Origin of the sequence: Bradyrhizobium sp. ORS 86, from assembly GCF_045571475.1 — a bacterium.
In the GTDB taxonomy this organism is placed as follows: Bacteria; Pseudomonadota; Alphaproteobacteria; order Rhizobiales; family Xanthobacteraceae; genus Bradyrhizobium.
This window is the reverse complement of sequence record NZ_CP120699.1, coordinates 5,017,824-5,039,145: the sequence shown is the minus strand read 5'-3', so window position 1 is coordinate 5,039,145 and position 21,322 is coordinate 5,017,824. Positions and strand designations below refer to the sequence as shown.

Sequence of the window (21,322 nt, the reverse complement as noted above, 5' to 3'; positions counted from 1 at the left end):
CATGGGCATGCTCGAGATCCGGAACGTCGACAAGGTCTACCGTAGTCGTGGCAAGCCGCCCGTCCACGCTGTCCGCGCGCTCGATATGGAAGTCGGAAAGGGCGAGATCGTCGCGCTGCTCGGGTCCTCGGGCTGCGGCAAGACCTCGACGTTACGGATGATCGCAGGCTTTGAGAGCGTCACCTCGGGAGCGATCACGTTGGGCCAGCGGCGCATCGACGAGCTGCCGCCGGCGAGGCGCAAGGTGGCGATGGCTTTCGAAGGCTATTCGCTGTATCCGCCGCTCACGGTTCGCGAGAACATCGCGTTCGCGCTGAAGGCGCAGCAGTTGTCGCATAGTGAGGTCACGCGCCGTGTCGATGCGATCGCGCGGCTCGTCGAGATCGAGGACACCCTCGACAAATATCCGCGCTCGATCTCGGGCGGCCAGCAGCAACGCGTATCGCTGGCGCGGGCACTGGTGCGCGACGCCGATCTTTATTTGCTCGACGAGCCGATGGGGCAACTGGAGCCTCAGCTCCGTGCCGTGCTGCGCGGACGGATCAAGGGCTTGCTGGCGGAGCGCGGCATGACTGCGATCTTTGTCACCCACGACCAGACGGAGGCCAGCGCGCTCGCCGATCGCATCGCCGTGATGGAGGATGGCGTACTCCAGCAGTTCGCGAGCGAAAAGGAGCTCAAGAGCCGACCTGCGAATCTGTTCGTGGCAAGCTTCATCGGCGAACCTCCGATGAACCTGCTTGAGACCGACGTGGCGGCCGCGGATGGCGGTTTTCGCCTGTCTGTCGGCTCGGATATTGCGTTGCACCTTGCTGGCGGCGCACTCGATGAGGCCGCCCGGCGCGCGCTTGAGCAGAACAAGCGGCTCCGGGTCGGCATCCGGCCGCAGAAGATTGCGGTCGGCGCGGGTGAAGCGCGGCTGCGCGTAATCTCAAATCAATGGTTGGGCGATCAGTCGCATGTCGCCGGTGAATGCGCGGGTCATGTCCTGATCGCGGTGACGTCAAGCCGGGTCGCGGCGCGGCCTGGAGACATCATTCCGTTCGGGCTCGCGCCGCAGCATCTGCATATTTTCGGCGCCGACGGAGCCTGCATCCGCCATGCGGAGGCCGTCTAAGATGTCGATCCCGCAGAGCCGCGACGTGATTATCGGCATCGATGCCGGAACATCGCTGATCAAGGCCGTCGCCTTCACGCGAGATGGTCGACAGCTCGCGGACTTCTCGCTGCCTAACACGTACAGCACGTTGCCAGGTGGACGTATCGAACAGGATATGGCGCGGACCTGGAATGACACCGTCGCTGCGCTGCGCGGTCTGGTGGCGGCGGTGCCGGACCTGCCGTCGCGGATCGCGGCAATCGCAGTCACGGGGCAGGGCGACGGCACGTGGCTGATTGATGATGACGGCCGTCCGGTCGCGCCCGCGCTGCTCTGGCTGGATTCCCGGGCGGCAAGCCTGGTCGAGGACATCCGCTCCAGCGATCGCAACACGGCCCTCTATCAGCGGACGGGCTCGGGGCTGAACGCCTGCCAGCAGGGCGCTCAGCTTGCCTGGTTGCAAGCTTACGCGCCGGAGACGCTGTCGCAGGCCGCGACGGCCTTTCACTGCAAGGACTGGCTGTATTTTCTGCTCACCGGCCAGCGTGCGACCGATCCGTCGGAAGCGAGCTTTACATGCGGGAATTTCCGCAAGCGCGGGTTCGATGCGGAGACCGCGAGGCTCATCGGCATCACCGATTGCGTGGCGCTTTTTCCAGACGTTGTCGACGGTGTCTCGACGACGCATCCACTGAGCGCCGGGGCGGCGCTAGAGACGGGGCTTCCGCAGGGCGTACCGGTTTCCCTTGGTTATGTCGACGTGATCTGCAATGCGTTGGGGGCTGGACTCTACGATCCGGCGCCGGACGTCGGCTGTACCATCATCGGATCGACCGGCATGCACATGCGGCTCGCTCCACGCGCCGATGCCGTCGTGCTGAACACCGAGGCCACTGGCTACACCATGCCGTTCCCCGTGCCCGGTCACTATGCGCAGATGCAGTCCAACATGGCTGCCACGCTGAATATCGATTGGCTCATCGATCTTGCGCGCGACCTCCTGGCCGCTGAGGGCGTGACACGTTCGCGCGCCGATCTGATCCGACGACTGGATGAGCGGGTGCTCGGGGCGCGGCCCGGCGAACTGCTGTTTCATCCTTTCATCTCGGATGCGGGAGAGCGCGGTCCATTCGTTTCGCATGAAGCCTGTGCTCAATTCCTCGGGCTGCGCTCGCGTCACGGCTATTGGGACCTTATGCGAGCGGTGATGGAAGGGCTCGCCTTCGCTGCACGTGATTGCTATGCGGCGATGGGCTCGCTGCCGCGTGACTTGCGGATCACGGGCGGAGCGGCGCGAAGTCGCGCGCTCGGCGCGATCCTGGGCGCCGCGCTCGAGTGCAATGTCCGCGTTTGCAACCGCGGTGAAGCCGGCGCGGCAGGCGCTGCCATGATCGCGGCGGTCGCGACCGCCATATACCCTGATATGGCGGCGTGCGCCGAGGACTGGGTGACACCCTGTCTCAACCCGGCGCAAACGCATGATCCGGAGCTGGCTTCGCTCTATTCGCGGATGTTCCCGGCCTATCTCGGCGCAAGGCTGGCCGCGCCGCCCGTCTGGAAGCAACTCGCAGCGCTGCGGACAGGAGGCGGCCATGTCTAGAACCATCGCCATCATCGGCGACCGCTTCATGCTGCCGTCGGTCTTTGCCGAGCGGATCAGGGCGGCTTGCGGCGACGCTGTCGACATTCGGATCCTGGAGCAGCCATGGCCCGACGAGCCGATGGAGCACGGCTATGCCGGCTCCAAGCTCGATGGGTTGAAGGAGTTCATGGGTGATCCAAATGAGATTTCCGAGTTCATTGCCGATGCGCCAATGCTTGTGACGCATTTGGCGCCGATATCGCGATCGATGCTGGAGCGGCTGCCGAATCTCAAATTCATCGCGGTCTCGCGCGGCGGTCCGGTCAACATCGACATGCAGGCGGCGCGAGATCACCGGGTGCTTGTCGTCAACACTCCGGGACGCAACGCGAGCGCGGTGGCCGAGTTCACGATCGGCGCCATTCTCGCCGAGACGCGGCTGATCCGCAGCGGGCATGAATCCCTGCGCGCCGGCGAATGGCGCGGCGACCTCTATCGCGCCGACCGCACGGGCCGCGAGCTCGGCGAGATGACGGTCGGTATCGTCGGCTATGGCGCGATCGGCAGCCGCGTGGTGAAGCTGCTCAAGGCGTTCGGCTGCAAGATCCTGGTGGCCGATCCCTATGTTCAGCTCACGGCACAGGACCGTAACGACGGTGTCGAGCATGTCGCGCTGCCGGACCTTCTGGCGCGTGCCGACGTGATCAGCCTGCATGCAAGGGTCACGGCCGAGACGACCGGATTCATCGATCGCGCGGCGCTCGCGCGGATGAAACCGGATGCGGTCTTCATCAATACCGCGCGCGGCCCGCTGGTCGATTATGAGGCGCTCTGCGAAGCGTTGTCCGCCGGACGGCTTGGCGGCGCGATGCTTGACACATTCGCGGTCGAGCCGGTGCCGGCCGACTGGCCGCTGCTGCAATTACCCAATGTCACGCTGACGCCGCATATCGCCGGCGCTTCCGTGCGTACCGTGACGTTTGCCGCCGACCAGGCGGCCGAGGAGGTTCGCCGCTTTCTGGCCGGCGAGCCGCCGCTCAATCCGTGCTGAAGACGAAAGGTGCCTTGATATGACCCGCGAGGAACGAGAGCTGCGCGAAGCGATCATCACCAAGTGCCGGTGGATGAATGCGTCGGGTCTCAACCAGGGAACGTCAGGAAACATCTCCGCCCGCTACAAGGACAGGATGCTGATCACGCCGTCGGCGACGCCCTACGACGCGATGAAGCCTGAGATGATCGCATCGATGCCGCTCGAGGGCCAGTATGGGTCGTGGGAAGGCCCGCTGCAGCCCTCCACTGAATGGCGCTTCCATCTCGACATCATGCGCGGCCGGCCCGACGTCGGCAGCGTCGTGCACACCCATTCGACCTATGCCACGGTGCTGGCGATCGCACGCAAGTCGATTCCAGCCTGTCACTACATGATGGCGGCGTTCGGCGGCCACGACATTCGCTGTGCGGGCTATGCGCGCTACGGCACGGCGGAGCTGTCCGAACTCGCGCTCGCCGCACTCGAGGGCCGCAACGGCTGCCTGCTGGCCAATCACGGCATGATTGCCGTCGGCCCGAACCTGGACAAAGCAATGTGGCTTGCGGTCGAGCTCGAGACCATCGCGCGACAATATTATCTCTCGCTTGCGCTCGAGACCCCGCACATTCTCAGCGAGGACCAGATCGCGGAAACGGCGCAGGGATTTTCGACCTATGGTCTCCAGACGCCGAAGCCAAAGCCCGCGAAGGCGCGCACGGCTGGAAAAGCCGCAGCCCGCCGACGGGTCGAGAAGAAGCGCAGCGGGACGCGATGAGTGCAGCCGCACCGGGCACGGGCAGTGACCACGGGCTCGTCGATATCGCCATCATCGGTGGCGGCATCAATGGCGCCGGCATTGCCCGAGATGCGGCCGGCCGCGGCCTCAAGGTCTTGCTGTGCGAGAAGGATGACTTTGCCGAGGGCACCTCGTCGCGCTCGGGCAAGCTCGTGCATGGCGGGCTACGCTACCTCGAATACTACGAATTTCGCCTGGTCCGCGAGGCTTTGATCGAGCGGGAGGTGCTGCTGGCGTCGGCGCCGCACATCATCTGGCCGATGCGCTTCGTGCTGCCGCACTCACCTGAGCAGCGGCCGGCGTGGCTGGTGCGGACCGGGCTGTTTCTCTACGATCATCTCGGCGGCCGCAAGCAGCTCCCGCCGAGCCGCGGGCTCGATCTGTCCCGGGTGCCTGAGGGCGCGTCGCTACGTCCCGAGTTTCGCCGTGGCTTCGAGTATTCGGATTGCTGGGTCGACGATGCCAGGCTCGTGATCCTCAATCTGATCGATGCCGCCCGCAACGGCGCCCGGATATTGCCGCGAACGCGCGCGGTGGGCGCTCGACGGGAGGGAGAGAGCTGGCGCCTCGAGATGCTGGCTGAGGACGGCCGCCTGCAGGTGGTGCGGGCGCGAGCGCTTATCAATGCGGCCGGCCCGTGGGTCCGCGATGTCGTGCAGGGCGTCGCAGGATTGAACTCGGCGCACAATGTGCGGCTGGTCAAGGGCAGCCACGTCGTCGTGCCGAAGTTCTGGAGCGGTCCGCAGGCCTATCTGCTTCAGAACGAGGATCGCCGCGTCATCTTCGTCAACCCCTACGAGGGGGATCTGGCGCTGATCGGGACCACGGATATTCCCTATGACGGCCGCGCGGAGGACGTCGCGATCGACGGCAGCGAGATTGCCTATCTGCTCGGGATACTGCGCCGTTATTTTCGCGCGTCCCCGTCCGAAGAGGATATCGTGCACGCCTTTTCCGGCGTGCGACCACTCTATGACGATAATTCCGCGAATCCCTCCGCGGTGACGCGAGACTACGTTTTCGAAGTTCATGGAACGACGGAGCAGCCGCCGCTGCTCGCGATCTTCGGCGGCAAGATCACGACCTATCGCCGGCTCGCCGAGCACGCACTCGGTCGATTGCAGCCCTGGTTTCCCTTGATGTCATCGGCGTGGACGGCGCGAAAGCCGCTGCCGGGCGGCGATATCGGCAGCACCTTCGAGGGCTTTGCGACCGACCTGGCACGCGCCTACGCCGATTTGCCTCAACAGGTCGTCCACCACTATGCGCGCCTGTACGGTACGCGCGCACGCGATCTTCTCGGATCGGCACGCAGTGTTGCCGATCTCGGTCGTCATTTCGGTGGCAATTTCTATGAGCGCGAAGCTGTCTATCTCCGCGAGACGGAGTGGGCGACAAGGGCCGCAGACTTCCTCGAGCGACGCACCAAGCACGGCCTGCACCTGACGCGCGCGCAACGCGATAGCTTCGAAAGCTACTTGTGAACAGAGGCCGTTCGAGGAAGCTCAGGCATAGCGGCAGGGGCGAGGCAATCGTCCCTGCCATGCGCAGTTATCGTCACTGCGTCTTGGTGATGTAGGGGCAGCCGCCTTCGTTGAGCGGACGGAAGGCCTGGTCGCCGGGGATGGTCGCGAGATACTCGTAGAGATCCCACTTGCTCTTGGACTCCTCCGGCTTCTTGATGCGCATCAGATACATGTCGTGCACCATCCGGCCGTCATTGCGTACGACGCCGCCCTGAGCGAAGAAATCATTGACCGGCGTCCTGCGCATTTGCGCAATCACCGTTTCCGGGTCGACCGAGTTGGTGGCAGCCACAGCCTTGAAATAGTGCCGCAGCGCGGAATTCACGCCGGCCTGGTATGCCGTCGGCATCGCGCCGTGCCGCTTGAAGAACTCCTGCGAGAATGCGCGCGTCTCCGGCGTGCGGTCCCAATAGAAGGAGTCCGTGAACAGGAGGTCATGCGCATGCTGCAGGCCGAGTGCCGGCACGTCGGTGAGCGTCACCTGCAGCGCGACGACCTGCATGCTCTCGCGGATATTGAACTCATCGCCCTGGGCGACCGCGTTGCGGAAGTCGGAGCCGGCATTGGCGAGCGCCAGGATCTTGGCCCCGGACGATTGCGCCTGCAGCAGGAATGACGAGAAATCCGCGGTGTCGAAGGGATGCCGGACCGCGCCCAGCACCTTGCCGCCGGCAGCCGTCACCGCCTTGCTCGCGTCGCGCTCCAGCGCCTGGCCGAACGCATAATCCGCGGTGAGGAAAAACCACGGTGTGCCGCCGCGCGCGACCACGGCTTTGGCGGTGGCGTTCGAGGAGGCATAGGTGTCGTAGGTCCATTGCACGCTTGTTGGCGAGCACTGCTTGCCGGTGAGTTCCGACGAGCCGGAGCCTGAGATCAGGAACAGCTTCTTGCGCTCGCGGGTCACGGTCTGGATGGCGAGTGCCACGGCTGAATTCACACCCTCGGCGATCACGTCGACGCCCTTGGTATCGATCCAGTTGCGGACGATTCCGGCCGCCACATCGGGCTTGTTCTGGTGATCGGCCGAGATGATCTCGATCCGGCGTCCCGCGACCGTGCCGCCGATTTCCTCGGCCGCCATTTGCGCCGCGATCACCGAGCCGGTGCCGTTGCCATCGGAATACTGCCCGCTCATGTCGGTGATGATGCCGACGCGCAATACGCCGTCGTCGGCGCGAGCGGTACTTGCCGCGAACAACAGAGAAGTGCCGAGCGCAATCAGCAATGAAAATGGCGAAGCTTTGGTCCAGATCATTTCCGTTCTCGAGTGGAGGATATCGGGGCGTCTACTGCAGGAGTTACTTGCCCACCACAACCTCTTCCCGAGCATGGCGCTCTGCGCCAACGCGACGCTTCGACAACTCAGCTCAAGCAACAAAATCGATCAGATGCCGCCTGAAGGAAAATGCGCGCTTATGCGAGGCCTAATCCCGCGCACGCCCTGTGCTTCGTCCGCGCGCGTAACCCTTCGACGTCGCCGCGCAGATGTCTTCCAGTTCAGCTTCGAGAAGTCCCTTGGCGACGATCAGCGCGCGGACCGCGGCACGCGGGTCGCCGTCGCACGCCGCGATCACTTGATCGGCCGCCCGATCCAACGGATCGCGCCTTTGCAGCGTCTTTGAAACGGCTGGCATATCGAAGATTCCCGATTGACCGGCCTTGATGATGTTCCTATTTTGTTCTCATGTCAATCGCTGCCCTGCGATAGCGGCATCAAGTTTTGGTCAGCACAGGTGAACGGTTGGGATGGCAACAGCAGGCACCATCCTCCACGCGGACCTGGATGCATTTTATGCGTCGGTTGAGCAACTGCTGGATCCATCCTTGCGTGGCCAGCCTATTGCCGTCGGTGCCGGAGTGGTGCTTGCCGCTTCGTACGAAGCGAGGGCATTCGGAATCCGTGGCGGCATGTCGGGACGCCAGGCGCGCGAGTTGTGTCCGCAGCTCATCTTTGTCGGCGGCCACTTCAAGGACTATCAGCGGCTGGGTGACGCCGCCATCGGGGTGCTCGGCGATTTCACGCCGCTCGTGGAACGGATCTCGATCGATGAGGCCTTTGCCGACGTTGCCGGCTGCACCCATCTGTTCGGCACGCCCGCCGAAATCGCGGCGGCGATCCGCCGGCGCGTGCGCACCGAGCTTGGCCTGCCGATTTCGGTGGGTGTCGCACGCACCAAGCACCTCGCCAAGATCGCCTCGCAGGTTGCCAAGCCTGACGGGCTCGTGGTGGTCGATCCCGCCCGTGAGCTGGAATTCCTGCACCAACTGCCGGTCGAATTGATGTGGGGCGTGGGCCCGGTCACCAAGGCTCGGCTGGCGGCAATCGGCGTGTCGACGATTGGGCAGCTTGCCAAATTGCCCGGCTGGTCGCTCGAGCGGTTGCTCGGACCGGCGGCGGGGCAGAAACTCTCGGAGCTGGCCTGGAATCGTGATCCTCGGCAACTGAAGCCTCACCGTCGGGCCCGATCGGCTGGGGCGCAGTCGGCGATCGGCAGGAAACCCGCCGCTGAGCGCGTCATCCGCCCGACCCTGCTTCACCTCGCAGATCGCGTCGCCACTCGGCTCCGCGCAAAGTCCAGGCCCGGCCGAACGATCACGGTGCGCGTGCGTTTCGCCGACTTGAGCTCGGTGACGCGCTCGACCACGCTCGATGTGCCGATCTCGGCCACCATGATCCTCGCCGAGCTTGCCGAGGAATTGGTGCGTACGATCCTGGCCGATCACCCGGATGAGAAGATCATCTCGTTGCTGGCGATCTCCGTCTCGCATCTCGAGGAGCACTGGGATCTCGAACTCGAGCTCCCGTTCGGGCTTGACGATCAGGCGCGTCGCCCCGGCAGCAAGCTCGGCTTGGCGCGTTGGGCGGCAGACTGCGCCATCGACAAGATCCGCGATCGCTTCGGATGGGATGCGATCGGATACGGCTCGGTGGCACTTGGCTTCTCTCGTTCGGTGCCTGACGCGTTCCGCAAGCTGGCCGAGAAGGATCTGTAGCCAGTGACGGTATCTCGATCGTCGGTCTGGGTGCAGGGCAAGCCAGCCGGGAGTGTCAGCTATCTCCGTTCCCCAATACCAATGGATCGGGCAAACCCGCTCAGATCCTAGACATCCACTCATTCGACCGGGTGGAGTTTTCGGCGCGCACGGGCTACTGGTGGCGGGCTTCCTGGCCTGCGACAGGGGCTTTGAGAACGGCCGAAGACTATGGGATTCCTCGATATTTTGCGGTCAAGGCGCAGCCCCGGCGGGCACCAGGGCGATGCGGGCGAGCCTCGCCGTGCGGCGCCGTCTGTTGGGGTCGTGTTCGATCAGGTTTGCCTCAGTCGGGGAGGCAACCGGATTTTCGATGGCCTGTCGCTCGAGCTGCGTGAGCGGCGAATTGGGTTGGTCGGCGACAATGGCTCGGGCAAGAGCACGTTGTTGCGCCTCGCCAACGGCCTGCTGTCGCCCGAACGCGGCGAGGTGATTGTCAACGGACATCGCACGACGCGGGCGGGCAGGGAACCGCACGCCGATGTCGGATTCGTGTTCCAGAATCCTGACCATCAAATCATCTTTCCGACCGTCGGCGAGGAAGTCGCTTTCGGCCTGATCGAAAGTGGCCGGACCGCGGCTCAGGCCAAGCAGGCGGCGAGCGATCTGCTGGCCGATCACGGCTGCGCCGAGTGGATCGATCGCGCGATCCACGACCTGTCGGAGGGACAGAAGCAACTCGTCTGCATCCTGGCGATCCTAGCGACCGAGCCGAAGATAATGCTACTCGACGAACCATTTTCCAGCCTCGACCTGCCGACGCGGTTGTCGCTGTCGGCAAGGCTTGCGCGGTTGCCGCAGCAGATCGTGATGGCGAGCCATGACCTCGATCTGCTGCACGATTTCGATCGCGTGATCTGGCTGGAGAAGGGGCAGGTGAGGGCCGACGGCACGCCTTCGCAGGTGTTCCCGGAATACCGGGCGCATGCCGCCGCGCGGGGCGCGTTGATGCTGGAGAGCGGCGCGGCATGATGAGCGGGTATCTGTCCCGCGCGACGTGGCTGCATCGGCTTCCTGCGGGTCTCAAGCTCCTCGCGGTCGCGGGCATCAGTATCGTGCTGTTGCCGATGCAGGACTGGCGGCTGCTCGCGCTCTGCCTCGCCGTCGTGGTCGGCATCTATGCGGCGCTGGGCCGCGACGCGGTGCGGCGGCTCGGCCTGTTGAGGCCGATCGCTCCGCTGCTCGTGATCGTCGGCGGCTTGCAGGGCTTGTCGAGCCAGTGGGACGAGGGAGCGAGCGTGGTTCTGCGGCTCCTGGTCATGGTGCTTGTCGCCGATCTCGTCACGATGACGACGACAATGTCGGCATTGATGGAAGCCGTCGAGCCGCTGTTCCGGCTGCTGCGCCCGCTGGGCGTCAACTCCAGGAAGATCGCGTTGTCGGTCGCGCTGGTGCTGCGTTTCATTCCGGTGCTGCTGGCCAACTGGCACGCACGCGAGGAGGCGTGGCGGTCGAGGTCACAGCGACGCGTTCCGCTTCGCATTGTTGTCCTGTTCCTGATTGAGACACTGCGACTTGCCGACCACGTCGCCGACGCGCTGGATGCGCGCGGCTACGGCCGTGCGGGTCGCCAACCCAAAGGATCACGCTGATGGACTCGCGCGCCATTGCTCGAATCTCGCTGCTCGCTGCCATGATCGCAGTGCTCGGCCTGCTGCCGACGTTTCATCTCCCGCTGGCCGGCGGCGTGCCGATCACCGCGCAGACGCTCGGCGTGATGCTTGCGGGCATTGTGCTCGGGGCGCGTCAGGGCGCACTTGCCGTGGTGCTGCTGCTGCTCGTGGTGGCGCTTGGTGCGCCGCTTCTGGCGGGCGGGCGAGGCGGGCTCGGCGTGTTCTTCGCTCCTTCGACTGGCTTCCTGCTTGGCTGGATTCCCGGCGCTTTCGTCACCGGCGCCGTCATGCAGCGTCTCACCAAAGTGCCGGTGTTCGCCGCCGCATTCGCAGCCGCGATCGCCGGCGGAATCGTCGTCGTCTATGGCTGTGGCATCATCGGTCTCATGATCGTGGCGCATATGGGGGCATTGCAGGCGATGCTGGCCACCTCGGTGTTCCTGCCGGGTGACCTCGTCAAGGTGCTTGCCGCGGCGTTCCTGACCAAAGCCGCCGAACAGGCCTATCCGGCCGCGCTCGGGTATCGCGCGTGAGCATCACAGAGCCGCTGTCGCATCACGCCGTGCGAACGCCGGACCGCGACGCGCTGGTATTCGAGGAGCAGCGGATCTCCTGGCGAGATCTCGACCACGAGATCAATCGATTGGCGAGCGTCATTGCCGCCGCGACTCCGGAAGGCAGCGGCGTCGCGCTGCATCTGCCGACCGGTCCCGCACTTGCGCTGCTGTTTCTCGCGGTTGCGCGCGCCGGGCGCGAGGCGCAGGTGCTGGATCCCGATTGGCCGGCCGAGATGACGCGCGCGATCTTGGCGCAGCTATCCTCTGCTTTGCTGATCAGCTTCGATGCCCGGTTCGCCGGAGACCGGGCGATCGTCCTTGCCGATCCTTTGTCCTCCTTCACGCAGCTTGCGACGATCCTCGGCGCGGCGCCCGAAGCAACCCCGGTCGCCGCGCCGGATGGCCTCAAGCCCTTCTACGTCGGCTTTACCTCGGGATCGACCGGCCTTCCGAAAGGCTACCGCCGTCATCATCGATCGTGGACCGAGAGCATCCGCCACGACGCAAAGGAGTTTGGAATTGGCGCAGAGGACGTGATCCTCGCGCCCGGGACGCTCACCCACTCGCTGTTCCTTTACGCGCTCGTCCACGGGCTCAACGTCGGCGCCCGCGTCATTCTCTGCCGAAAATTCCGACCTGACACGGTCGTGCGCCTGATCGAAGCCGAGCGTGCGACTGTGCTCTATGCTGTGCCGGCGCAGCTCCAGATGATCGTCAAGGCCGCGGGCGATGCTTCGCTCGTCTCGATGCGCTGGGTCCTGTCGTCAGGTGCCAAGCTGCCGGCGGAACAGCGCGCGCCGTTGCGGCGCGTGTTTCCCAATGCCCGTATCGCTGAATTCTACGGCGCCTCGGAGACGAGCTTCATGACGGTGGCGAAGGCCGACGAAGGCAGTCCCGAAACATCGGTCGGCCGCGCCTTCTCGGGCGCTGTGGTGACGATCCGGGACCGTGCGGGCCGATCCCTGCGAGCCGGAAAGAACGGCTATGTGTTCGTCGAGAGCCCGTTTCTGTTCATGAATTATGCCTGCGGTGAATCATCCGATCTGCTCCGTCACGGCGATGCTGTGTCGGTCGGTGACATCGGTTACCTCGATGCTGATGGATTCCTGCATTTGGTCGGCCGCGCCAGCCGGAAGATCGTGACGTCCGGAAAGAACGTCTATCCCGAGGAAGTCGAGCGAGTGCTGGAACGTCACCCCGCGGTCGCGGCCGCGGCCGTGCTCGGCGCGCCCGACGCCAGCCGCGGCGAGCGATTGATCGGGCTCATCAACACGCGCGCGGATGCGATCGTCGCCGCGTCGGAACTCATTGCTTACCTGCGCGCGGTGCTGCCGCTCTACAAGGTGCCGCGTGTTTATGCGAGTGTGCCGGAATGGCCTCTGACACGCTCCGGAAAAACTGATTTCGACCGGCTGCGCCAGGCCTGGAGCGCGGGCACGATGGCGCGGAGACTATCATGAGCGCGGCTTTCATCGTTGCCGCGCGTCGCACCGGGGTCGTGCCGCGCGGCGGCGCGTTTGCCAGGGTCGAGGCCGTCGATCTGGCCGAAGCGTCCATTCGAGCGGTGCTCGACGACGCGGGTCTTCCACCGTCCGATGTCGACGAGGTGATCCTGGGCAACGCGCTGTATGGCGGCGGCAACCCGGCACGCGTCGCGGCGCTGAAAGCAGGATTACCCGCCGAGGTTCCGGCAAGCACGATCGACACCCAATGTTGCGCAGGCCTCGATGCGATCCTGCTGGGGGCCGCGCGCATCAAGGCCGGAGAAGCCGATGCCATCATCGCGGGCGGCGTCGAAAGCTTTAGCCGTAGTCCAATCCGCGCGCGCCGCCCGCTCGTTCCCGATGAGGCCGCGCAGCCCTACGACAGGCCGCCTTTCGCGCCCTGGCCGAAGCGTGATCCCGACATGATTCCGGCCGCCGCGATGCTCGCGGCGGAGTGGAACATCACGCGCGATCATCAAGAGGCGTTCGCCATCGAGAGCCACCGCAAGGCGCTGGCTCGCGGCGTCCCGGCGCAGGAATTCGTGCCCGTCGCGGAGCATGCGGGAGATCCTTTTGCCCGCCGTCTGACGGCCGGTCTTTGTGCGCGACTTCCCGTTCTTGCAGGCAGTGCGACCCATGGCGTGACTGCCGCGACCGTCGCGGTCGAAGCCGATGCCGCCGCCGCGGTGCTCTTGGTGTCGGAGCGCACGCTGGCGTCCTTGCATTGCTCCACTCGCGTGATCCGTGTCGTCGGTGCCGGGCGGACGGGCGGTGATCCCGAGCGCCCGGGGTTGGCGCCGATTGAGGCTTCGCGCGCGGCTCTGCGTCGTGCGGGATTGACCACATCGTCCCTTGCTGTCGCAGAAATCATGGAGGCCTTCGCCGTTCAGGCCATGGCCTGTATCCGCGCGCTCGACCTCGAGCCTACCCTCGTCAATCCTGGCGGCGGCGCGCTGGCACGTGGGCATCCGATCGGCGCGTCCGGGGCGATCGTGGCGGTGCGCGCCTGGCACGAATTGCAGAGCATGCATGCGGGGGCGACCGGACTTGCGGCGATCGCTGCGGCAGGCGGACTTGGCTCCGCCGTGCTGCTTCGCGTGGAGTAGGCTCATGCTAGTTCGTGTCGACCGCCCAGCCGACCTTGCCGCGTTCGTCGGCGTCGGACTGCGGAGCGAGCCATTTACGCTCGCTCAGTCCGACGTCGATCGCCTCGTCGAACTCAGCGGTGATCGCCAGTGGATTCACTCCGATGTCGAGCGAGCCAAGCTGGAACTGCCGGGTGGTCGCACCATCGTGCCCGGCAATCTATTGTTGCTGCGGCTTCCGCGCCTGCTGCAAGAGACTTACAGCGTCACGCATTTCGAGAAATGCCTGGTCGCCGAATATCGCCATGTCCGCTTCAGGCATCCCGTCGAGACGAACGCGCCGCTGGTCCTGCAGGCAGAATTCCTCTCGGTCACGCCGGCGCGCAACTTTGTTCGTGTCGAAACCGCCTGTGCAATGAAGCTCGTTGAAACCCGCAAGGCTGCGCTGACGTTGACTGTCGTCGACGTCTTCTACGACGCGCGCTGAATCTGCCAATCAAGAAGATCAATTCAGTGTATGAAATACCCGTCTCACCCGCTTGAGGGGCGCTTCGCGATCGTCACGAGTGCTGGGTCGAGATGCGGTGGACGCCGATTGTGCAACTGACGAGTGCGTATATGCGGATCGATGGATGCTTCGTCGCTTCGTTTCTCGCAATGACGGTGTTGAGACATCGCGTGAGAACTATCCCCAGCGTCGTCCCGGCGAAGACCGGGACCCATTACCCCAAATGTTTATTGTTGCACGACGCCGGGGCCACAATCCCATTCATCACCAAGTGCGGTGGTTATGGGTCCCGCCCTGCGCCGGGACGACGGCAGTGGATGCGGCTCGGCTTTCGCCAGGACGACGAACGGAGACTCGCGCGTACAACATCCGCTGTGGCGGTCGCATGGCAACAGGAGTGGCCACGTCCAGCCGAAATCGAACGTGCACAGGCCGCGATATTGCGCCAAGTCAGTCCGACGGGGCTTGTCCGGTCACGCCGCTTCTCCTGGGACAAGGACAACCTTGCCAATGACTCGCCTCTGCTCGACGCGTCGAAGGCCGTCGGCGAATTGCGCAAGGGGAAGCGTCTGGTCGACCGGAGCGCCGAGCTGTCCGGCCGCAAAGAGCGCAAACAGCTCGTCGAACAAGGTCCTGACTTGCGCGCGCAGCGCTGTATTGGCCCTGGACTTACCCCATGCCATGTAGAATCCCCAATAGAGACCGATCACCGTGAGGTTCTTCACCAAGACGATGTTGGCGGGTATTTGGGGGATGCGGCCGGAGGCGAAGCCGATCGGCAGGATGCGGCCGAGCGGGGCGATGCAGCGCAGGGAATTGTCGAAGACGTCGCCGCCCACCGGATCGAATACGACGTCGGCGCCGCGTCCGTTGGTGAGCTCGAGAACGGCCTCGCGAAAATCCTGGCGCTTGTAGTCGATTGCGTGATGCGCGCCGAAACGCCTGACGGCATCGAGCTTATGCTCGCCGCCGGCCGTCGCGATCACCCGCGCCCCCAGCGCGCGGCCGATCTCGACTGCGGCCAATCCGCTTGCTCCGGCCGCGCCGTGGACGAGCAGGGTTTCGCCGGCCTTGAGGTTGGCACGCCAAGTCAGGCCGGCATAGGCCGTTGCATAGATGGTCGGAAACAGCGTCGCGCCGGCAAAGCTCAGCGCATCGGGAATTGCGAAGACGTTGCCGGCATCGACGATGGCTTCCTCGGCAAATCCGCCCGAGGGCAATCCGGCACACACGCGGTCGCCGACGCTGAGCGGCGTCGCGGCATCGGAAGCGATTTCGGTGACGATGCCGGCGATCTCCGTTCCGGGAATGAAGGGCAGCGATGGTCGGTTCTGGTGCTTGCCTGCAATGAACAACAGGTTTGCAAAGCTCACGCCGGCCGCGCGGACCGAGATGCGGATAGTGCCTGGCGCAAGATACGGAGCAGGCACATCTTCGAGACGCAAGTCGTCGATGCCGCCAAACTGATGTCCAACCACCGCGCGCATGAACTATTCCTTCTCGATCGAGCCGTGACGCCCCGCGCCGGCTGCGAAGCGGGCAGCGCCGCTGCGTGCTTCCTTCTGCCTCGCCTCGATCGACAGGCTGGTTTCAAGCGCGAGCGCCTGCTCCTCCGACAGATTCCATTGACGTATCGCGGACATCCTGTCCGAGCGCATGGCGATCTGGGGAAAGGCGGCGATTTCGCGCGCGAGCGCGATCGCCGCGGGCAGGGCCTGCCCGTTCGGCACCAGCCGGTCGGCAAGCCCCATCGCGACGGCTTCTGCTCCCGACACCTTCCTTGCGGTCAGCAGCATGTCGAGCGCTCGTCCGGCGCCGATCAGGCGCGGCAACCTCACCGTGGTGCCGTCGCTCATCGGAACGCCCCATCGCCGCGACAAGACGGCAAAGGTCGCGCCTTCCTCCGCCACGCGGAGGTCGCAGCGCAGCGCGACGCCGAGGCCGCCCGCGCACGCGTAGCCTGCCACCGCGGCGATGACCGGCTTCGAGAGCAGGTCATGGCACGGACCATCGGGATCGCCCGCCCACGGCCGGTACTCGCGGCCCGCAGCGAGCTCCTTCAGGTCGGCGCCGGCGCAGAAGTGACCTCCGGCTCCGGTCAGGATCGCCACGGCCTGGTCAGGCGCCGCGTCAAACGCGCGCAGCGCAGCGGTCAGGGCCGACGCAGTTTCGTTGTCGAGCGCATTGCGAACCTCCGGGCGATTGATGGTGATGATGGTGACCGGACCATCGGTCTCGACAACAAGCTTGCGGTGATCCGCCATGCCCCGACGCTCCCTGGTTCAGTGAGTTTTCAGAAGCGGGCACTCGCTCTCGTCGACGGGCCGCCACGCTTTATCTCCGGGGATGGTGGCAACGATCTTCCAATAATCCCAGGGCCTTTCGATTCCTCCGGCTTCTTCACCTCGGTCACGTAGAGATCGCGCAGCAGGCGACCATCGGCGCGGATCCTGGCGCCGTGGGTGAAGGCATCCTCGACCGGCAGCTCGCGCATCTTGGCGGCGACCTTGTCGCCGTCGTCAGTTCCTGTCGCGGCGACCGCCTTCAAATAGTGGACCACCGAGCTGTAGACGCCGGCCTGCACGATCGACGGCGGCCGTCCCATCTTGTCCCAGAAGCGCTTTGCGAATGCGCGGCTGCCATCGTCGAGGTCATGATAGTAGGTCGTCGAGGAGACGAGGCCCTGTCCGTTCCTGAGGCCCATGGCGTCGACGTCGTTGATGAACATCAGGAAGGTGACGACCTGGGTATTCGGTCCGATCACGTTGTATTCCTGCGCCTGCTTGATCGCGTTGCTGGTATCGCTCCCGGCGGTCGCCAGCGCAAGCACCTTGGCGCCGGAGCCCTGTGCCTGCAACAGGAACGAGGAGAAGTCCGGCGTGTCGAGTGGCGAACGCACGCCGCCGATCACCTTGCCACCGTCGGCGACGATCCGCTTCGTCGCCTCGCTCTCCATCGACTTGCCGAACGCGTAGTCGGCGGTGATGAAGAACCAGGTGTCGCCGCCGCGCTTCAACACGCCCGCCGGAGGAGCCGCGGCGAGCGCATAGGTGTCGTACATCCAGTGGAAGCTGTACGGCGAACAGGCCTTGCCGGTGATCTCGGCGGTGGCGGGGCCTGACAGCAGGATGATCTTCTTGCGCTCGCGCGACACGTTCTGCATCGCGAGCGCCGCCGCCGACGAGCCGCCGTCGGCGATGACGTCGACACCCTGGGCGTCGTATTCCTGGCGGGCGAGATTGGCTGCGATATCGGGCTTGTTGGCGTGGTCGGCCGAGACGATCTCGATCGGCGCGCCGGCGACCTTGCCGCCGAAATCCTCGGCCGCGAGCTGGGCCGCAAGGATCGAGCCCTTGCCGCCGGCATCCGCATAGATTCCGGTCATGTCGTTGAGGATGCCGATGCGCACGACGTTGTCGGACACCTGGGCCGTCGCGGAGGAAGCCGTCAGGATCGCCAGAAGCCCGGCGACCGCGGCGCCCGCTTTCATCTTTGCTGTCATTTTCCAACCTGCCTTTTCTTGTTGTGCGGCGATGACCGTGCCGTTCTCGACGAGGGGCGATCGGCCGTCACCAACCCGACCCTCGTCCTGCCTTAAATACCGAGTAGTATGTTGAAACCTACCGAGTAGTATGTTGTGATGTCAACGGTGCCGACGATAGGAGAGCCATGTGAGCAAGCTGGGCAGGATTGAGAGCAGCCAACCGCTGGCCGATCGCAGGGGCGATATTCTCGATGCTGCTGCGCGCGCCTTCATGCGCCAGGGCTTCGCCGCGACGTCGCTCGATCGGGTCAGCGACGAGATCGGCTCGACCAAAGGCGCGATCTATTACTACTACCGCAGCAAGTCGGAGCTGTTCTTCGCGGTGCATCGCCGCGGCATGGAGCTGACGGAAGCCGCGATCCGGCCGTCCTTCGAAGCGAAATTGTCCGCGCGCGAGCGACTGCACGGCATGGCGGTCGCGCACACGATCCTGGTCATCGATCGCCTGCCGTATCTGCGCGTGATCGCGCAGGGGCTCGAATTGCATCTTCTGGAGCGCACCAACGAAAGCGAACGGGCGGAGCTTGCGGAGGTCGCCGCGCTGCGCGAGGCGAATGAGAACCTCTATATCCGCGTCATCCAGGATGGCGCTGAGTCCGGCGAGTTCAGGCCGGTGGATGCGAAACTCGCGGCAAAGCCGCTGCTCGGCGCCCTGAACTGGACGTCGCGCTGGTACCAGCCGCGCTCGGGGGAAACACAGGCGGCGAAGAAGCGTCTGGCAGAGCAGATTGCCGACTTCGTGGTCGCCGGCTTGGAGAAGAAGAAATGAGCCAGGGATCGGGGATCACAAAGGACGACATCGCGGCCTATCGCGCGATCGAGCTGATCTATCACTCCTACCTGACGGGGCTGATCCTGATGATCTCGTCCCGCGCCGGTGCTATCCGCGCCGCCGACGTGGTGTTCAGGACGTTCAGGCGCCAGCAGCTAGCGCGTTTCGTTCCGGGCCTGAAGAAGCTCGGCCTCGATCAGCTTCCTCACGCGGTCGCCTGCGCACAATATCACTATCTCTCGAACCAGGTCGGCGGCGTGAAGGTCGAGTATGTCTACGAGAGCGACACAAAGGCCTGGGTCCGCTATCCGCCGCCGCGGTGGATCTGGTCGGGGACGGCGATCTGCGGCATCCCGTCGGAGGTGTCCCGCGCGATGTTGTGGGGCTGGCACGCCAACAACGGCGTCGTTCTCGGCAATCCGAGACTGGGGTTCGTATGCACGGGCCAGACCGTGGACGGACAGCCCGGCCTCGAAGGCTACTACAAGGAGTGGGATCACGACCTCGCTCCCGAGGAACGCTTGCAGTTTTCGCCCGGTGAGCGTTGCCCTCCGTTCCGGGCCGATCTCGCCCCGCGGCTCCCCGAAAATGCCTGGCCGGAAGCGCGGCTGCAGAAGGTGCTGCGCAACTATGCGATGGAATACATCACCTCGATCGTTCCGGAGACGATCGCAGTGCTCGGCCCCGAAGTGGGTGGCCATCTCGCCGGCGCGGCCGCGCGACTGGTCGGAATGCACACGTTTGACGAGGTCGCATCGCTGCTGGGAGGCGTCGGCCCAGGAGCCGCAGGGTTCGCCGCCGCCTTCGCCAGGCTTGCGGCCGGGCAGGGCGACGATACGCAACTGCTGATGGAACGCGGCCTCGCAACCGTCCGGCAGACATCATGGCGCCTGATGGCGGAGCGCGAGGCTTTGTCTTCGGCCGTCTTTGACGCATGGAATGAGCTGTGGGTTGGCGCCGCGCTGGCGCACGACCGCTTCATTCGCGTCGACGTCACGGAGCGGCGCGATCGCGGCGACCCGTATTGGTGCTGGCAATTTCGCTAGCGGGCAAAGGTGGGATTGGAGGAGGTTCAGCCTGGCGTGCCCGAGCATCGCGTCATTGAGCCAGGCTGCTTGGGTCCGCCTCGACGGACAGCTCCTCGGCATTTGGATCACCCGGAGCCGTCGCCCAGGCCAGTTCGACGAGCGTCACGATTCGTCGACCGGTACCGTCAAGTTGGCAGACGATGAGGCCTTGCTCCTCGATGTAGGTCAGCAAACGTCGTGCGCGGCGAAACGAATGCGTGCCATAGGCACGGGCAATCGCGGCATCGCTTGGGCAGGGCCGGGCTTCCTTCGCCGCGCGTGCGATCATCATGAACACACCCTGCATGTCCTCGGGCAGGATGGAGGCGCGGACCGAGACATCCTGCCACGTGTCATCCTCTGCCATGTCGGTGGCAAGCCCGGCGCGGGCGTGTGTCAGCATGCGCCGGAAGTCACCGAGGTCAGGCACGGCCGCGCCGAGGCCCTCGATCCGGCAGCGGACCACGAACTCCTGATAGAGGACGCCGATGGCGCGGAAGCCCGCGTCAGGTTCCGCCAGGATGGCGCACAGGATGCGGTCGAGCCGCGCCCGCCGCTCCGCCAATTCCTCAGCGCTGAGGGCCTGCTCCACGACGTCGGGACGCATCTCCGCCGCTGCGGACTTCGCGGCCATGAGTTGGCCGAGCAGATCCGGCGCCGGCCGGCGCTGGGGCCGGCTATGCTCGGGGGGCGGTGCCGCAAGGATAACGGCCCGCGCGTCCTCCAGCGCCGCTCCAGGGAGCGGAACGAGTCTCGCCGGCGCATTGCGCGGCTGGGTTTCGGTGGCTCCAATGCGCAGACCCACGGGACGACGGGAGAGGGCGGGGCCCAGCGCCATGAATTGACCGCGTTCGAGATCGCGGAACGCTTCGGCCTGCCGGCGCTCCATGCCCAGGAGGTCGGCGGCGCGCGCCATGTCGATATCCAGGAAGGTGCGGCCCATCAGGAAATTCGACGCCTCCGCCGCGACGTTCTTGGCAAGCTTTGCCAGTCGCTGGGTCGCGATCACGCCCGCAAGACCACGTTTGCGGCCGCGGCACATCAGATTCGTCATGGCCCCGAGGGACAATTTGCGCGCCTCGTCCGACACCTCCCCGGCAACCGCCGGCGCGAACAACTGGGCCTCATCGACCACCACCAGCATCGGATACCAGTGATCGCGGGCGATCTCGAACAGTCCGTTCAGGTAAGCGGCGGCGCGCCGCATCTGGTTCTCGGCATCGAGCCCTTCGAGATTGAGCACCGTGGAGACACGATGAATCCGCGCTCGCTCGCCGGCGACCTGCAGGCCGCGTTCGGTATGGTCCTCGGCATCGATGACGAGGTGACCAAAACATTCGGCCAGCGTGACGAAGTCGCCTTCCGGGTCAACGATGGTCTGCTGCACCCATGGGGCACTCTGTTCCAGCAGCCGGCGCAGCAGATGGGATTTGCCGGACCCCGAATTACCTTGCACCAGCAGCCGCGTTGCCAGCAGTTCCTCGAGGTCCAGAGTGGCCGAGCCGCCCGCCGTCGTGTGCCCCATCTCGATCGCAACGGTCATGTCCCGACTCAAAGTCTCCTTGCGGGTGGGGCTTACCAACCTGATCGCGGCCAGTCGAGCGCCTCATGTTTCGGAGGACG

Annotated in this window: 19 protein-coding genes and 1 pseudogene; 14 read left to right on the top strand and 6 right to left on the bottom strand. The window is 65.1% G+C overall.

The features are described from left to right. Nucleotide 1: 1 nt before the first annotated feature. From P6U25_RS23500 to P6U25_RS23480, 5 genes are read left to right on the top strand one after another with little or no spacing between them, the layout of a single operon-like run. The gene (locus tag P6U25_RS23500) at nucleotides 2–1,117 is read left to right on the top strand and encodes an ABC transporter ATP-binding protein (RefSeq protein WP_407152588.1); all 1,116 of its coding nucleotides are present in this window, start codon (nucleotides 2–4) and stop codon (nucleotides 1,115–1,117) included. 1 nt (nucleotide 1,118) lies between these two features. Next, the gene (locus P6U25_RS23495) at nucleotides 1,119–2,699 is read left to right on the top strand and encodes an FGGY family carbohydrate kinase (RefSeq protein WP_407147146.1); all 1,581 of its coding nucleotides are present in this window, start codon (nucleotides 1,119–1,121) and stop codon (nucleotides 2,697–2,699) included. Continuing rightward, nucleotides 2,692–3,732, top strand: coding sequence for a 2-hydroxyacid dehydrogenase (locus P6U25_RS23490; protein WP_407147145.1), 1,041 nt, complete (start codon nucleotides 2,692–2,694; stop codon nucleotides 3,730–3,732). Before P6U25_RS23495 ends, P6U25_RS23490 begins: the two co-directional genes overlap by 8 nt. Nucleotides 3,733–3,751: 19 nt before the next feature. After that, nucleotides 3,752–4,489, top strand: coding sequence for a class II aldolase/adducin family protein (locus P6U25_RS23485; RefSeq protein ID WP_407147144.1), 738 nt, complete (start codon nucleotides 3,752–3,754; stop codon nucleotides 4,487–4,489). Next, nucleotides 4,486–5,994, top strand: a complete 1,509-nt coding sequence (locus P6U25_RS23480) for a glycerol-3-phosphate dehydrogenase (RefSeq protein ID WP_407147143.1) — start codon at nucleotides 4,486–4,488, stop codon at nucleotides 5,992–5,994. Before P6U25_RS23485 ends, P6U25_RS23480 begins: the two co-directional genes overlap by 4 nt. A 73-nt stretch (nucleotides 5,995–6,067) precedes the next feature. Here P6U25_RS23480 and P6U25_RS23475 read toward each other — a convergent pair whose 3' ends face one another. Together P6U25_RS23475 and P6U25_RS23470 are read right to left on the bottom strand one after the other, a co-directional pair. Then, a complete protein-coding gene (locus P6U25_RS23475) occupies nucleotides 6,068–7,291 on the bottom strand; it encodes an ABC transporter substrate-binding protein (protein ID WP_407147142.1) in 1,224 nt (407 codons plus the stop codon). Nucleotides 7,292–7,460: 169 nt separating this feature from the next. Beyond that, nucleotides 7,461–7,670 carry a hypothetical protein gene (locus P6U25_RS23470; protein ID WP_407147141.1) on the bottom strand — a complete coding sequence of 70 codons (210 nt, stop codon included), beginning with the start codon at nucleotides 7,668–7,670 and terminating at the stop codon, nucleotides 7,461–7,463. 112 nt (nucleotides 7,671–7,782) lie between these two features. Here P6U25_RS23470 and dinB point away from each other — a divergent pair, with 112 nt between their 5' ends. The 7 genes from dinB (at nucleotide 7,783) to P6U25_RS23435 (ending at nucleotide 14,295) form a co-directional block, all read left to right on the top strand. Beyond that, complete coding sequence (gene dinB, locus P6U25_RS23465; protein WP_407147140.1) at nucleotides 7,783–9,030, top strand: DNA polymerase IV; 1,248 nt, start codon at nucleotides 7,783–7,785, stop codon at nucleotides 9,028–9,030. Nucleotides 9,031–9,336: 306 nt separating this feature from the next. Then, a complete protein-coding gene (locus P6U25_RS23460; RefSeq protein ID WP_407147139.1) occupies nucleotides 9,337–10,041 on the top strand; it encodes an energy-coupling factor ABC transporter ATP-binding protein in 705 nt (234 codons plus the stop codon). Continuing rightward, on the top strand, nucleotides 10,038–10,661 hold the full coding sequence (locus P6U25_RS23455; protein ID WP_407147138.1) for an energy-coupling factor transporter transmembrane component T family protein: 624 nt from the start codon (nucleotides 10,038–10,040) through the stop codon (nucleotides 10,659–10,661). Before P6U25_RS23460 ends, P6U25_RS23455 begins: the two co-directional genes overlap by 4 nt. Next, the gene (locus tag P6U25_RS23450) at nucleotides 10,661–11,215 is read left to right on the top strand and encodes a biotin transporter BioY (protein WP_407147137.1); all 555 of its coding nucleotides are present in this window, start codon (nucleotides 10,661–10,663) and stop codon (nucleotides 11,213–11,215) included. Before P6U25_RS23455 ends, P6U25_RS23450 begins: the two co-directional genes overlap by 1 nt. Continuing rightward, entirely contained in the window at nucleotides 11,212–12,699 is a 1,488-nt protein-coding gene (locus tag P6U25_RS23445; RefSeq protein ID WP_407147136.1) for an AMP-binding protein, read from the top strand. Before P6U25_RS23450 ends, P6U25_RS23445 begins: the two co-directional genes overlap by 4 nt. Continuing rightward, nucleotides 12,696–13,829, top strand: coding sequence for a thiolase family protein (locus P6U25_RS23440; RefSeq protein ID WP_407147135.1), 1,134 nt, complete (start codon nucleotides 12,696–12,698; stop codon nucleotides 13,827–13,829). Before P6U25_RS23445 ends, P6U25_RS23440 begins: the two co-directional genes overlap by 4 nt. 4 nt (nucleotides 13,830–13,833) lie before the next feature. Continuing rightward, complete coding sequence (locus P6U25_RS23435; RefSeq protein ID WP_407147134.1) at nucleotides 13,834–14,295, top strand: hypothetical protein; 462 nt, start codon at nucleotides 13,834–13,836, stop codon at nucleotides 14,293–14,295. A gap of 494 nt (nucleotides 14,296–14,789) precedes the next feature. Here P6U25_RS23435 and P6U25_RS23430 read toward each other — a convergent pair whose 3' ends face one another. The 3 genes and pseudogenes from P6U25_RS23430 to P6U25_RS23420 form a co-directional block, all read right to left on the bottom strand. Next, nucleotides 14,790–15,803 (bottom strand): NADPH:quinone oxidoreductase family protein, encoded by a 1,014-nt coding sequence (locus P6U25_RS23430; RefSeq protein ID WP_407147133.1) that lies wholly within the window; start codon nucleotides 15,801–15,803, stop codon nucleotides 14,790–14,792. A 3-nt stretch (nucleotides 15,804–15,806) separates the two neighbouring features. After that, the gene (locus tag P6U25_RS23425) at nucleotides 15,807–16,580 is read right to left on the bottom strand and encodes a crotonase/enoyl-CoA hydratase family protein (RefSeq protein ID WP_407147132.1); all 774 of its coding nucleotides are present in this window, start codon (nucleotides 16,578–16,580) and stop codon (nucleotides 15,807–15,809) included. Between the two features lie 18 nt (nucleotides 16,581–16,598). Next, nucleotides 16,599–17,806 (bottom strand): annotated as a pseudogene (locus tag P6U25_RS23420) (ABC transporter substrate-binding protein). Nucleotides 17,807–17,987: 181 nt separating this feature from the next. On the opposite strand from P6U25_RS23420, the gene P6U25_RS23415 reads away from it, so the two are divergent. Together P6U25_RS23415 and P6U25_RS23410 are read left to right on the top strand one after the other, a co-directional pair. After that, entirely contained in the window at nucleotides 17,988–18,629 is a 642-nt protein-coding gene (locus P6U25_RS23415; RefSeq protein WP_407147131.1) for a TetR/AcrR family transcriptional regulator, read from the top strand. Next, nucleotides 18,626–19,678: a hypothetical protein gene (locus P6U25_RS23410; protein WP_407147130.1), complete on the top strand. Its 1,053-nt coding sequence runs from the start codon at nucleotides 18,626–18,628 to the stop codon at nucleotides 19,676–19,678. Before P6U25_RS23415 ends, P6U25_RS23410 begins: the two co-directional genes overlap by 4 nt. Before the next feature lie 52 nt (nucleotides 19,679–19,730). Here the strand turns inward: P6U25_RS23410 and P6U25_RS23405 are convergent, their stop codons facing one another. Beyond that, nucleotides 19,731–21,242 carry a helicase HerA domain-containing protein gene (locus P6U25_RS23405; RefSeq protein WP_407147129.1) on the bottom strand — a complete coding sequence of 504 codons (1,512 nt, stop codon included), beginning with the start codon at nucleotides 21,240–21,242 and terminating at the stop codon, nucleotides 19,731–19,733. Nucleotides 21,243–21,322: the final 80 nt, after the last annotated feature.

Coding starts and splice junctions, on each gene's coding strand:
- P6U25_RS23500 (WP_407152588.1), top strand. CDS start 2: ATGGGCATGCTCGAGATCCGGAACGTCGACAAGGTCTACCGTAGTCGT.
- P6U25_RS23495 (WP_407147146.1), top strand. CDS start 1,119: ATGTCGATCCCGCAGAGCCGCGACGTGATTATCGGCATCGATGCCGGA.
- P6U25_RS23490 (WP_407147145.1), top strand. CDS start 2,692: ATGTCTAGAACCATCGCCATCATCGGCGACCGCTTCATGCTGCCGTCG.
- P6U25_RS23485 (WP_407147144.1), top strand. CDS start 3,752: ATGACCCGCGAGGAACGAGAGCTGCGCGAAGCGATCATCACCAAGTGC.
- P6U25_RS23480 (WP_407147143.1), top strand. CDS start 4,486: ATGAGTGCAGCCGCACCGGGCACGGGCAGTGACCACGGGCTCGTCGAT.
- P6U25_RS23475 (WP_407147142.1), bottom strand. CDS start 7,291: ATGATCTGGACCAAAGCTTCGCCATTTTCATTGCTGATTGCGCTCGGC.
- P6U25_RS23470 (WP_407147141.1), bottom strand. CDS start 7,670: ATGCCAGCCGTTTCAAAGACGCTGCAAAGGCGCGATCCGTTGGATCGG.
- dinB (WP_407147140.1), top strand. CDS start 7,783: ATGGCAACAGCAGGCACCATCCTCCACGCGGACCTGGATGCATTTTAT.
- P6U25_RS23455 (WP_407147138.1), top strand. CDS start 10,038: ATGATGAGCGGGTATCTGTCCCGCGCGACGTGGCTGCATCGGCTTCCT.
- P6U25_RS23450 (WP_407147137.1), top strand. CDS start 10,661: ATGGACTCGCGCGCCATTGCTCGAATCTCGCTGCTCGCTGCCATGATC.
- P6U25_RS23440 (WP_407147135.1), top strand. CDS start 12,696: ATGAGCGCGGCTTTCATCGTTGCCGCGCGTCGCACCGGGGTCGTGCCG.
- P6U25_RS23435 (WP_407147134.1), top strand. CDS start 13,834: ATGCTAGTTCGTGTCGACCGCCCAGCCGACCTTGCCGCGTTCGTCGGC.
- P6U25_RS23430 (WP_407147133.1), bottom strand. CDS start 15,803: ATGCGCGCGGTGGTTGGACATCAGTTTGGCGGCATCGACGACTTGCGT.
- P6U25_RS23425 (WP_407147132.1), bottom strand. CDS start 16,580: ATGGCGGATCACCGCAAGCTTGTTGTCGAGACCGATGGTCCGGTCACC.
- P6U25_RS23410 (WP_407147130.1), top strand. CDS start 18,626: ATGAGCCAGGGATCGGGGATCACAAAGGACGACATCGCGGCCTATCGC.
- P6U25_RS23405 (WP_407147129.1), bottom strand. CDS start 21,242: ATGACCGTTGCGATCGAGATGGGGCACACGACGGCGGGCGGCTCGGCC.